Source organism: Pseudomonas sp. CG7 (genome assembly GCF_023701885.1).
In the GTDB taxonomy this organism is placed as follows: Bacteria; Pseudomonadota; Gammaproteobacteria; order Pseudomonadales; family Pseudomonadaceae; genus Aquipseudomonas; species Aquipseudomonas zanjanensis.
Window position 1 is genome coordinate 1 of sequence record NZ_JABAEE010000130.1, and the last position, 11,353, is coordinate 11,353.

Below are 11,353 nucleotides of genomic sequence, written 5' to 3' on the forward strand. Positions count from 1 at the left end.
GTTACTGACGGAGCTTGCGGCGGATGGATTGAGTCCGGATCGGGGGCTGTTCTCGTCGACGGCTGGGGGTAAGGGTGGTACAACCGGGGTTAAGGTTGGGGTTGTAGGAAACGATAAAAAAAATGGGATGGTGGGCGCCCAAGGTGTTCAAACTGCAAGTAAGACAATCTGGAAGGGTGATGGTAAAGAGCGTTTGGATGTAGAGAACCCTAATCCTGGCCAGCGTCCAGGCCAGCTCCACTATCAGGATAATAAAGGGAATAAATATCTTTATGATCCTCAAACCAAGTCATTTCCCGATGCGCCAAAATCAGTAAACCAACTTTTGAAAAGCTCAAGATTTTCGCAAGCTATCGAAAAAGGTATGTCAAAATATTTGGGGGGGAGTCATCATTAACAAGAATGGGAAAATGAAAAAGGAACTGGCGGGAGTTGATCGGGTTGAACGCCAACTTCCTTCTTCTTTGGCTGATATTGCTGCAGCGGGCATTATTGAAAATGGTGGGTGCTTTCTTCTCTCTGCTCTAGCTAGTAAAAGCACCAATGCGGCCGAGTCTGATTTTTTGGACCGCACTGGATGGGAGTGTTTTGTAAATTCAATTCATATAGATGACTTTGCGGAATCAGATTATCTCTTTAATGCGATCCTTTTCGTTCGTTCGGTGTTCGGGGAGTGGGCGCGCAGGAGGTATGGCGGGGTGTTTCAATCGATAATCTCAAGTGATGAATTTGGATCGGTTGTAAAATTTCATTTTTTGCGAGATGGCGAGTCTTGGGTTGGAAGTGATCTTGAGAAGTATGAGGAGTCGATTTTGTTGGTTGATTCTGCCCAAGACTACAAGTCTAAGGAGCTGCTTTTTGACTGGTTTGTATGTGGCGAAAAGTAGCGAAAGAAGAAAAAAGGGAGGCAGGTTTGTTTTGTGAGGCGCAGAGGGTCGGGCTCATTGCTTTTCTTGGTTTATAAATAGATCTGTCCCCTTTCCTGCGGATTGTTTTGGTTTCCTCCTTCAAGCGATGATTGGCCCAGCAGGTGGGGATGGTGAGGAATCATTTGATATTGAGGTTTGCACTCCGAAGTGGATTGAAAAAAATCTTGGAGTAGATGAGGTTCTTATAGGAGTGCATCACCTTGTCGTTCGTGAGTACAATTATCAAAAAATCGTTCTCGCTATTGAGAAATTTTTGCTGAGTTGTTCAGGTGCAAACTGGAACGAGGTTTCAAAAAAAGTATCAAGATTGGGCTTTTGGGAGTTTGAGGCCTACGAAGATGGAGGGGCATGAGTGAGGCGGGTCATTCTCTTCTAGACTGACGTCCACCTGACAACTCTATAAGAGGACGGATTTGGTTTGTAACAATATAGCGGGGCAGGCTTATTGGTCTTGCTTGGTTCGTAAATAAAACTGTCCTATGTTTCTAGGTGGCGTATGTACGCATTGCCAGATGATTTTGATTTTTTTCTATTGACCGAATGCTACTTGGAAATGGTAAGTTTTGGGGTGGCAATCACCAAGTTGGACTTTGCACGTCCGCAAGCGGCCCCTGGTGTATCTCCTTATAAAGTCTCTTTCTGTATAGAGGGAGGGTTGACGTATAAGGTCGGCGGCACCTTAGGGCGGCGAGAGTTTTCTGACTCGTATACGAGTGCGCCTTTATTGGACTTTTTACTGCAAGACGTCGTGTCGGTTAAAGAGACTGAAGGCGCGGGGTTGGAGATAACATTCCATTCTGGCGACACGATCGCCGTTGAGGCTGATAGCGAAGGTGGGTATGAGGCCTATTCAATTTATTTGGATTCTGGTGATATTGTAGTGGTTTAATTTGCAAATAGATCTCCATCCTTCGTGAAAAAAGGGCGCAGATCTATTTTGTGAGGCGCAGAGGGAGCGGGCTTATTGATTTTGCTCGGTTTATAAATAGATCTATCCCCTTTCCTTTTAGTGTTGGAAATCCCCAAATCGCGGCTCCCACTTTAATGATGAAATCGGGAATCATTATGACTGCTGATATTAAAGTTACGATTGCACCTGACTTGTTAGTAAGTAATGAGGTGTTTAACACTCGCTGTGCGAGGAAGCGGGAAGGCGGGTTGCTCTCGGTGGCAAGCTTTTTGACTGCGGGGGCGTCAAGCGATTCCGTATCCTTAGTATTGAATTATTTATATGGGTTGATTGAAAAAAAGTTTCCTGATTACGATCTGTGGTTTTTTATGGGTAGTTCGGCTTGGCAGCCAGATACTCGGATTGTGCGCCATCGGAAGTTGTGGGGAGCATTGAAGTCTAGGGGGTATGAGGTTGTAGGCGGCAGTCATTCGCAAGAGTACATTGTCGAGGCGGAAGGAAAAATCAAGTTTTTTGGTGCATTGCGCCTGTCGAAACTGTCTATTGAAACCGTCGCCAGTGTACTTGAGGCAGAGCGTTGTTCATATGTGGCTGCGCTCCCTAAGGGTTTTGATGTTCAAATTGCTCTTGATAAGGGGTGGGCGGGGGATGTAGAGGATGATTTGAGTTTTCATTATTTGCTCTCTGAAAAGCAAGGTTTGCTGTTTAAAAAAGTAGGTGAGTTTGATGACGGGGAGCGGGGATTCATATCTGTTGGTTTGCTGGAGCAAATAAGTGTGTTGTTGCATTAAAACGGTTCCTTGTAATTACTGTGGGTCAGAAAGCGAACGAACTGCTTGGTGAAAGAGGTGTGGTGAAAAGGGGCAGATTTATTTTGTGAGCGCAGAGGGGGTTAGCTTGTTGGTTTTTGCTCTGTTTATAAATAAGCTGTCCGCTTTTCCCATTGTTTTGCTGAGTCGAGATGAAAAAAGCGCCTTGGAGGGCCATTGATGCGACACGACGTTGTTTTACGCTTTGTAGCGATGACTTTATTCTGCTTCACCCTGACCGGATGCATTCATTACGAACATAAAAGCGCAGAAGGAAAACCCTGGGCCGAGGTCGCGACAATTCGGCAGTTCGACAAGCATTTGTCGATAGACAAGATCGATGACGATACGTCGCTATATTGGCTAGCCCGCCAAACCGAGTATCGACTCGGCGCAGGAAAGCATAAACTTTCCGTTAAGTACGCTATTGGAACTGGATACTCACGTCCAATTGAAATGACCGTGGATTTGGTCGGTGGCCGTACCTATGGGCTTTATGGCATTTCGTCGATGAAATGGTGGTATTACGAAGTTCGTGATGTCGAGACAGGTCTTTCGGCGAAAGTTATAGAGCCGGCCGTCACAACGACGCCTTCTGGATCAGCCGGGCAGGCGGTCCAATAGTTTTATCGTGGAAAGGGCGTTTGCTCTCTGTCGGTTGGCGATGAATAGCGAGGGTTGCTTCGCAGCCCAGCGGGAGCAAGCTCCCTCGCCACAGAAGCCGGATTGTTGATCGCTCTCCCATGGCGCAGTTTTATTTTGCTATCCCCTTTTTTTGTGGTTACAGCGGACACCACGGGTCTCCCCCATTCGCGCTTTCCAGGATCTTCGGAAAATTTCGTCCAAATCCCCAGCCTGAGGCCACGGCAGTCATGGTGGTTTTGCAAGCGGGGTTCTTTTCCGAGACGATCACGTTCATATAGAACTGGCTGCCGTAGATCGTTGGTGCCCATAGCACCATGTCGCTTCTGTCGGCATTGCTGTCGACTTTCAATTGGATGGTATTGACGAGTCTCCCACCCGTCGTGAGCTCGGTCACTTGTGGGTGAAAGCAGTGGTTCAGGTAGCCTTGCACCCGCTCTTCGACCACCGCCCGCTCTTGCGTCAGGCAGTACTCGGGGCTGGTTACGCCAGTGTTCAGCAGTTCGTCCTTGGTATACGGATGCAGTGAGCAGCCGCTCAATAGCAGAAAAACGATCCCTGTAAATTTCTTGTACAAAACTCATGCTCCATCTGAAAAGGGGATATTTTCCATCTATTTAAAGAGGTGGATGGCCGTGTGGCTGGATAAGTGACTGGCCCAAGGGCCGTCAGCTTGTCTATCGTGAAGGTGTTCATCAACACTTTGATGAGTACACCGATGGTGGCGTTCAACGCGACGACGCAGAGGGCAAATATCACCTCAGTGATCTCCCATCAGTGGCCATGGAGCGACTTCCAGGACTTGAACTCTGACGGCCGTAATCCATAGCGTGCGAGCACCCCTTCGTGCAGTCGACGGAGTTCTTCGACGATCAGTGCTTGCACTTCCGGCTGCTCCCTTTCTGAAACATATTCCGCTACCGAGTGTTGAATACAGAACAACGGGTCAAGCTCTGGGTGAGTGACGATTTCCCGAATGGTCTTCTTGATGAGGTCTCGCCATGCCAGGCGTAAAGGGTCCGGCTCCGCAAGGTCTTGCTTGATTGCCAGATATTCCAGTGTTGAGCGTTCGTAGGCCCAGATGTACAGGTCGCGAAGCAGCTCTACCCGGGTCATTTCGTACACGCCCAATGTGGCTCGGCTGTAGGCCTGCTCCGGTACATACAGAAAGGTCAGCGGACAAAGGTTGGCTCGGAACAAGGGGAGATTCGCTGCCAGTCGAGAGGAGCGTTTATTGATGTCGGCAAAAGGCTGAAAATAGGGCGGGGTGTGGGTCTCAGCCGGGTGTCCTATTGCGAAATAACGCCGTGCCCTGCCTTCTCCCTGTGCAGTGATTTGGCTGCTTTCGGCCAGGTTTGCAAGGATGCGCTGCGCCGTTCGCCGGGAAATTTCAGGGTGCCAGGCCAAGAGCTCTGAGAGGCTCGCCCACTCCTGGATGCCAGGATACTGTTATATGTCGGTGGTCGAAGGCATGAGTGTGTTGGCGCTGTTTGAGAAGATTTTGGCGCGATTGTGGCGCAGTTCTTGACGAACTGCGCCACAGCTCATCGGAGTAGATAGATGTAGTCGCTCCCGACGGTGGGGGCTACGTTATGGCCATAGGCGCCCGTCATCACTTACTCCGCCGCCTGCGCCCGCAATCGTCTGCCAATCACATCCATCACATCACACCCGTCGCGCAACGCGATCGTTAGCATTTTGCAAAAATCGGAAAGCACCAGCGTGTCGGAACTGATCTCCGAACGGAACGCGATGTTTTCCAGCAGTTGGGTCACGGTGCGGATGCGGTAGTCAGCGGTTTCGAAGAGGACATCAAGCGGGGCTTCGGTGTCGATCAGCAGGGTAGCGGGGGTGCAGTCGATGCCGGTGATGGGCATGTATCGATTCATTGGTAGGACCTCATTCAGTTGAAAGGAGCTACCTCGTTGCCGGGTCGCCAAACCCGAGTCGCCATTGGGGCGACGAGGAACTATAGGCCGCTCCGCTCAAGCACCACAAGACGCCGCTTTCCGAGCTTCATGTAGGAGCTTTGGCCCTTTCTGCGGCTGCATTTCCCTACATTTGGTTTACAGATATCAACGAGTTTGAGCCAGCCGTCCATTCGACGCATTGTCATGGCTAGAGAGAGAACTGTGGCGAGGGAGCTTGCTCCCGCTCGGTTGCGCAGCGACCGCAAAATTGTGGGGCGGCTTCGCCCGAAGCGTCGGACCGGCCCAGCGGGAGCAAGCTCCCTCGCCACGGTTTGTATGTTTGCCCGCGTGTCCATTTAACTGACAGGCATTAGCCTGGGACTGCGTCAATCCAGTGCGTTGAAGGAGCGGTTCATCGCGACAATATCGGCATGGCTAGGGTTGGGCCCGAGCCGCTCGAAGTGTTTAGGAAACTCGTCTCGCTTCGCAGCGGCTTGCCCTTTGGACGCGGCCAATAGTGCGTCGCGCAGCGTCTCGGCGTCGTAGTCACAGCAATAGCCTGGCGTACACGGTTGTTGTCTCCAGGACTCTTCCAGGGAACCTCCGTCGACCGGATCAAAGCCCGCTTGGTTGACCAGGGACATCACCGTTTCCTTAGCCTTGGGATCGTCGCCGGCCACTGCTGCTGCCAAGCGACCTGGCGTGCCTTGGGCACTGCCCAACTCCGCCAAGGTATAGGCCAGAATATTGTTGAAGGCCTTGATGACAGGTCGCCCAACCTGCTTCGAAACCCAAACGCTTTCCGTCATCCCTTGATCAATTTCAGCAATGTTGGGGTCACGTAGGCCAGGGTAGTAGTTACTCGTGTCCACCACCGGGACGCTGTCGGGTACAGCGGCAAACAGATCAGCAGGCAGCGCGCTCACCGCCGGTAGCGGTATGGATAGCACGATCACATCCGCGCCATCGACTGCGCCGCGAATGTCCACCGGTTTGGCTCCAATCTCTTCGGCGAATGCGCGAACGCCGTTGATGCCACGAGAGTTCGCAACACGTATATCGTGACCGGCAGCCTTGAATTTGCGAGCAAGGGTGCCTCCGATGTTACCGGTTCCGATGATGCCGATTTTCATGGCTAAGCCTCCTGAGTCATTTGTCTTGCACCGATTCTAGGAGGCTGGTGTGATAATGGTAAGTACCTACCAAAAGGTGTGTAACTCACCATCGAGGAAGAAATGGAACGGGAATGGGATTGCGGCGATCCGCAAAATCGTCGGAAATGGGCCGAGGCAACAACCGAAACGCTTCGCGTACTGGAAGGGAAGTGGAAGATCATTATCTTGTGCCAGCTTTTCGCGGCGAAGGGCGCGCTGCGTTTCTCGGATCTGGAGAAATTGATAGAAGGGATCAACCAGAAGATGCTGATCCAACAGCTAAAACAGTTGGAAAAGGACGGCATTGTGCAGCGGACGGTGTACCCACAAGTGCCACCTAAAGTGGAGTACAAGCTCACGCCCATGGGACATGCACTGGGGCCGTCGATCCAGGCGTTGATCGAGTGGGCAGAGATGAGGCGCGATCACACCTGACATGACCGTCGAAGCGCAATGGCCCGACGCCTGCTGAGCCGTCTGTTTATGTTTCGTCGCATTAGGGGGAACCAATTCTCCAAGCACAAAAAAGGCACTTGCGATAATCACTAAATGCCTTTTTGTAAACGCTATGCGCAGTGAGGAATTTTCTCTACTTCTTTATAAATTTGCTCCCCTTTTGCAATTTCGGCTGTACGTAAATCATACGCAGTCTGCAAATTCAGCCAAAACTGCGCCGACGTGTCCAATGCAGCTGCCAGGCGCAAAGCCACATCCGCACTGACGCTACGGCGCATCAATACGATGTCATTTACGGTGGGGGCAGACACGTGCAAAGCCCTTGCAAGCGCAGCAGCCGTCAGGCCAAGCGGTTCCAGGTACTCTTCCTTGAGAATTTCTCCAGGGTGTACGGGCCTCATGCCATTCTTAAACATGACTCACCTCAGTGATAATCTACGATTTCTACGTTTTCGGGGCCGTTGGCGCCCCAGACAAAACAGATGCGGTACTGACCGTTGATCCGGATACTGTGTTGGCCTTCCCTGTCGCCATACAACTGCTCCAGCCTGTTTCCAGGCGGTGAGCGTAGATCGTTGAGATCGACTGCCGCATCGAGCATGCCGAGCTTACGCTCCACCACTGAAAGGATGGCTGACCAGTGTCGGGTTCTGCCTGTTTCAAAAAGGGTTTGGGTATCGGCGCATCTGAAGCTTCTGATCATCTCTTAATGCTTAACGTTATTCGTTAAGGCGAGTCTACATCGTTTGCTGAGATACTCAACCGCTTGCTGGAGCCTTATGTCGGAGAGACGGTTTCAGCACTCCCTCAATTTCGCCCAAAACTCCTCCGCCGATGGGCTAATGGCACCCGTTGGGCGAGTGAGATGAATGTCCAACGGGATATCCCAGCTTTCATCGAGCGCCCGCACAAGACGTCCGTCGGCGACTTCCTGTTCGGTCAGGCTTCTTGGCAGCCAGGCCACCCCTTTGTTTTCCAGCGCCATGGACATGAGCACCGCTGCGAGGTGGCTGCTGAACAGCGGCTTGAGGTGCAGGAACTCTTCCTTGCCCTGAAGTCGATGAGCGACGATGCGTCCCAGACCGGACTCCTGGGTATACGCCAAGTAGGGCAGCGATGCGGGGGCATTGCCAAAGTTCGCAGAAGCGCTCGCCAGCGGAACGAGCACATCCCCGCCCACTTTTTTACCGATGAACTGATCAGGGGCCAACAGCGGTGGAACATCCGGATGACGATGGCAAAGCAGGAACTGCACGTGGCCTTGAATCAGCATTTGCTCACAGGCCGCCATGCTATCGGAATGCAGTCGTACCGCCTCGATGGGGGCGCCGTTTTCCGTGCTCCGCAGCCATCTTGGGAAAAACGTGAACGACAGCGAATGGGTGGCCGCGAATTGCAGCGTCTTGATCGCCATGCCCGCCACTTCCTGGGCTTCGCTGCGCATTCGGTACAAGCGCCTGGCCGTCTCTTGGGCGCTTGGCAAAATCTGCTTCCCCGCCTCGGTCAGCGTGGCGCCTTGTGGCGTGCGAACGAACAGTTCGACACCCATCCAATTTTCCAATGCGCGGACTCTGCGACTGAAGGCCGGTTGGGTCACGTGGCGTGCTTCAGCGGCACGTACAAAGCTGCCGTACTCAGCCAGCGCCGAAAAATCTTCTAGCCAAACGAGTTCCAAGGGCAATGCCTCCTGTGCATGGGGCGCGGCATTATTAGCATTGGGCGGGTGTCATCGCAAAGCATAACGTGGGGCCATCAACAACAAGAGGACCTCGTCATGCGTATCGTCGACATCCGTGAAAAAACCGTTTCCATTGCCTCGCCAATTGCCAACGCCTACATCGATTTTTCCAAAATGACTTGCTCGGTCGTCGCTGTCGTCACGGATGTGATTCGCGAGGGTAAACCGGTCATCGGCTACGGTTTCAACTCCAACGGTCGTTATGGCCAAGGCGCTTTGATGCGTGACCGCTTCCTGGCGCGCATCACCGAAGCCGACCCTGAGTCGCTGATCGATAAAGAGCACAATAACCTCGATCCGTTCGCCATCTGGAAAACCCTGATGACCAACGAAAAACCCGGTGGCCATGGTGAACGTTCGGTGGCCGTGGGCACCATCGACATGGCTGTCTGGGACGCCGTCGCCAAGATCGAAGGCAAGCCGTTGTATCGCCTCCTGGCTGACCGTTACCGCAGCGGCGTGGCCGACGACAAGGTCTGGGTCTACGCCGCTGGTGGTTATTACTACCCAGGCAAGGACGACGCCAAGCTTCAGGACGAAATGCGCAGCTATCTGGATCGCGGTTACGACGTGGTCAAGATGAAGATCGGCGCGGCGCCTCTGGCTGACGATATTCGTCGCATCGAATCGGTACTCAAGGTGGTCGGTGACGGGCGTCGCCTGGCAGTGGATGCCAACGGTCGCTTTGACCAAGACACGGCCATTGCTTATGCAGAGGCTTTGAAACCCTACAACCTGTTCTGGTACGAAGAAGCCGGCGATCCTCTCGACTACGCCTTGCAGGCTGAGTTGGCCAAGCACTACGACCTGCCGATGGCTACCGGTGAAAACCTGTTTTCCCATCAAGACGCCCGCAACCTGCTGCGCCATGGCGGCATGCGTTCCGATCGTGACTACGTCCAGTTCGACTGCGCGCTGTCCTACGGTCTGGTCGAGTACATGCGCACCCTGGAAGTGATGGAAGACATGGGCTGGTCTTCGCGTCGTGTCGTTCCCCACGGGGGCCATCAGATGTCCCTGAATATCGCCGCGGGCCTGCACCTGGGTGGTAACGAATCCTACCCGGATGTGTTCCAGCCGTTTGGCGGTTTTGCTGACGGGATTCGCGTCGAAAACAGCTATGTGGCGCTGCCGGATATTCCAGGCGTCGGCTTCGAAGCCAAGTCCGCCTTGTACGCCGTCATGCGCGAACTGGGCGAGGGTTGATAGCCCGAACGGCGGCCTCTTCGCCTGAGGCCGCCGTTATCAGGCGTCACCCACTGACGCCGCACCACACGCCCATCACAACAATAAAATGAGGTGCTCCCGTGGAAATCTCCAAGTCCCGCTGGTATAGCCAGCTGTATGTGCAGGTCCTGATCGGCATCGTGGTCGGCGCCGCAATTGGTCACTTCGAACCGCAGTTCGGCGCCGAGCTTCAACCCTTTGCCGATGGTTTTATCAGGCTGATCAAAATGCTGTTGGCCCCGATCATTTTTGGCACCGTGGTGGTCGGTATTGCCAAGATGGGCAACATCAAAGAGGTTGGAAGAATCGGCGTAAAATCGCTGATCTATTTCGAGATTCTTTCAACCATCGCGCTGGTGATCGGCCTTGTCGTGGTCAACATCGCCAAGCCCGGCGTGGGGATGAACATCCATGTCGAGACACTCGATGGCAGTGCTATCGCCAAGTACAGCCAGGCCGCTTCTGCCCAGGGCGGCACCGTTGATTTCTTCATGAATATCATCCCGCCAACCTTTGTCGGTGCGTTTTCCAACGGCGTCATGCTGCAAGTCATTCTGCTTTCTGTCTTGATGGGGGTGGCGCTGGTTCAAATGGGTGAGACCAGCAAACCGCTGATCAATACCATCGATCTGTTTCTGCAAGGGCTGTTCAAGATTGTGGCCATGGTCATGCGGCTGGCTCCGATTGGCGCTGGCGCGGGCATGGCGTTCACGATCGGCAAGTATGGCATCGGTACGCTACTGTCCCTCGGCCAACTGCTGGTAGCGCTCTACGTCACCACCCTGGTGTTCATTGTGGTCGTGCTGGGCACCGTTGCTCGATGGTCGGGCATGCCGCTGCTGCAGTTTCTCCGTTACTTCAAGGACGAAATTCTGATTACCCTCGGGACTTGCTCGACCGAGGCTGTGCTGCCGCGGATGATGGTCAAGCTGGAAAAGCTGGGCTGCAAGAAGTCGGTAGTAGGGATGGTGCTGCCGACGGGCTACACCTTCAATGCCGATGGCACCTGCATCTATCTGACCATGGCTGCGATCTTCATCGCCCAGGCCACCAACACACCGCTGACGTTTATGGACCAGATGATTATGTTGGGCGTCTTCCTGCTGACTTCGAAAGGTTCGGCGGGTGTGGCGGGGGCCGGGTTCGTCACCCTTGCGGCAACGCTGACCACCATCCACTCCATTCCGCTGGTCGGCCTGGTCCTGCTCCTGGGTATTGACCGTTTCCTGAACGAAGCGCGGGCGGTGACCAACCTGATCGGCAATGGCATCGGCACCCTCGCCATTGCCAAGTGGGACAATTCTTTCGATGTGGATGCTTGTGAGCGGGAAATCGCGGCCATGAAAAATGAAAAGGCGGCGCGTAGGGCGTTGGCTGCGCAGAAATGATTGGCATCGCTTGCCCGGTCGCGCTGAAGCTTTGATTGCCTGGATTTCAGGCACAAAAAAGACATCCTTGGACTAATGCCAGTCAGTCAAGCGAAATAAAGCCGGGCTGTAACCCCGTGGTATTCCATTTAACCGACTGGCATTACTTAAGACCGAAATCAGGTAACTGTCAGATCGAGTCTGAGCTCTA

The 11,353-nt window shown here is 53.3% G+C and carries 16 protein-coding genes; 9 read left to right on the top strand and 7 right to left on the bottom strand.

Annotated features, from left to right (window positions below; all coding sequences use genetic code 11):
- The 6 genes from HGO40_RS29175 to HGO40_RS29200 form a co-directional block, all read left to right on the top strand.
- On the top strand, window positions 1–397 hold a 397-nt coding region (locus HGO40_RS29175), incomplete at its 5' end, for a hypothetical protein (protein WP_250965870.1).
- A 13-nt stretch (window positions 398–410) separates the two neighbouring features.
- Entirely contained in the window at window positions 411–887 is a 477-nt protein-coding gene (locus HGO40_RS29180; protein ID WP_250965871.1) for a PM0498 family protein, read from the top strand.
- Window positions 888–960: 73 nt separating this feature from the next.
- A complete protein-coding gene (locus tag HGO40_RS29185; protein ID WP_353050742.1) occupies window positions 961–1,281 on the top strand; it encodes an immunity 8 family protein in 321 nt (106 codons plus the stop codon).
- A gap of 144 nt (window positions 1,282–1,425) precedes the next feature.
- The gene (locus tag HGO40_RS29190; protein WP_250965873.1) at window positions 1,426–1,818 is read left to right on the top strand and encodes a hypothetical protein; all 393 of its coding nucleotides are present in this window, start codon (window positions 1,426–1,428) and stop codon (window positions 1,816–1,818) included.
- A 176-nt stretch (window positions 1,819–1,994) separates the two neighbouring features.
- Entirely contained in the window at window positions 1,995–2,630 is a 636-nt protein-coding gene (locus HGO40_RS29195; RefSeq protein ID WP_250965874.1) for a hypothetical protein, read from the top strand.
- A 198-nt stretch (window positions 2,631–2,828) separates the two neighbouring features.
- Complete coding sequence (locus HGO40_RS29200; RefSeq protein ID WP_250965875.1) at window positions 2,829–3,272, top strand: hypothetical protein; 444 nt, start codon at window positions 2,829–2,831, stop codon at window positions 3,270–3,272.
- Window positions 3,273–3,429: 157 nt separating this feature from the next.
- Here the strand turns inward: HGO40_RS29200 and HGO40_RS29205 are convergent, their stop codons facing one another.
- The 4 genes from HGO40_RS29205 to HGO40_RS29220 all read right to left on the bottom strand — a co-directional run bounded on the left by HGO40_RS29205 (window position 3,430) and on the right by HGO40_RS29220 (window position 6,333).
- The gene (locus HGO40_RS29205; RefSeq protein ID WP_250965876.1) at window positions 3,430–3,867 is read right to left on the bottom strand and encodes a hypothetical protein; all 438 of its coding nucleotides are present in this window, start codon (window positions 3,865–3,867) and stop codon (window positions 3,430–3,432) included.
- Window positions 3,868–4,064: 197 nt separating this feature from the next.
- Complete coding sequence (locus HGO40_RS29210) at window positions 4,065–4,697, bottom strand: Fic family protein (RefSeq protein ID WP_250965877.1); 633 nt, start codon at window positions 4,695–4,697, stop codon at window positions 4,065–4,067.
- Window positions 4,698–4,906: 209 nt separating this feature from the next.
- Window positions 4,907–5,179 (bottom strand): hypothetical protein, encoded by a 273-nt coding sequence (locus tag HGO40_RS29215; RefSeq protein ID WP_064107062.1) that lies wholly within the window; start codon window positions 5,177–5,179, stop codon window positions 4,907–4,909.
- 407 nt (window positions 5,180–5,586) lie between these two features.
- Window positions 5,587–6,333 (bottom strand): NADPH-dependent F420 reductase, encoded by a 747-nt coding sequence (locus tag HGO40_RS29220; protein WP_250965878.1) that lies wholly within the window; start codon window positions 6,331–6,333, stop codon window positions 5,587–5,589.
- 102 nt (window positions 6,334–6,435) lie between these two features.
- On the opposite strand from HGO40_RS29220, the gene HGO40_RS29225 reads away from it, so the two are divergent.
- The gene (locus HGO40_RS29225) at window positions 6,436–6,789 is read left to right on the top strand and encodes a winged helix-turn-helix transcriptional regulator (RefSeq protein ID WP_202894655.1); all 354 of its coding nucleotides are present in this window, start codon (window positions 6,436–6,438) and stop codon (window positions 6,787–6,789) included.
- Between the two features lie 131 nt (window positions 6,790–6,920).
- Here HGO40_RS29225 and HGO40_RS29230 read toward each other — a convergent pair whose 3' ends face one another.
- The 3 genes from HGO40_RS29230 to HGO40_RS29240 all read right to left on the bottom strand — a co-directional run bounded on the left by HGO40_RS29230 (window position 6,921) and on the right by HGO40_RS29240 (window position 8,485).
- Window positions 6,921–7,226, bottom strand: a complete 306-nt coding sequence (locus HGO40_RS29230) for a HigA family addiction module antitoxin (protein ID WP_250965879.1) — start codon at window positions 7,224–7,226, stop codon at window positions 6,921–6,923.
- An 8-nt stretch (window positions 7,227–7,234) separates the two neighbouring features.
- Window positions 7,235–7,513: a type II toxin-antitoxin system RelE/ParE family toxin gene (locus tag HGO40_RS29235; RefSeq protein ID WP_207963374.1), complete on the bottom strand. Its 279-nt coding sequence runs from the start codon at window positions 7,511–7,513 to the stop codon at window positions 7,235–7,237.
- A 93-nt stretch (window positions 7,514–7,606) separates the two neighbouring features.
- Window positions 7,607–8,485, bottom strand: a complete 879-nt coding sequence (locus tag HGO40_RS29240) for a LysR family transcriptional regulator (protein WP_250965880.1) — start codon at window positions 8,483–8,485, stop codon at window positions 7,607–7,609.
- A 99-nt stretch (window positions 8,486–8,584) separates the two neighbouring features.
- On the opposite strand from HGO40_RS29240, the gene HGO40_RS29245 reads away from it, so the two are divergent.
- Both HGO40_RS29245 and dctA read left to right on the top strand, forming a co-directional pair.
- Window positions 8,585–9,754 carry a mandelate racemase/muconate lactonizing enzyme family protein gene (locus HGO40_RS29245; RefSeq protein WP_250965881.1) on the top strand — a complete coding sequence of 390 codons (1,170 nt, stop codon included), beginning with the start codon at window positions 8,585–8,587 and terminating at the stop codon, window positions 9,752–9,754.
- A gap of 101 nt (window positions 9,755–9,855) precedes the next feature.
- Window positions 9,856–11,163, top strand: a complete 1,308-nt coding sequence (dctA, locus tag HGO40_RS29250) for a C4-dicarboxylate transporter DctA (RefSeq protein WP_250965882.1) — start codon at window positions 9,856–9,858, stop codon at window positions 11,161–11,163.
- Window positions 11,164–11,353 lie beyond the last annotated feature (190 nt).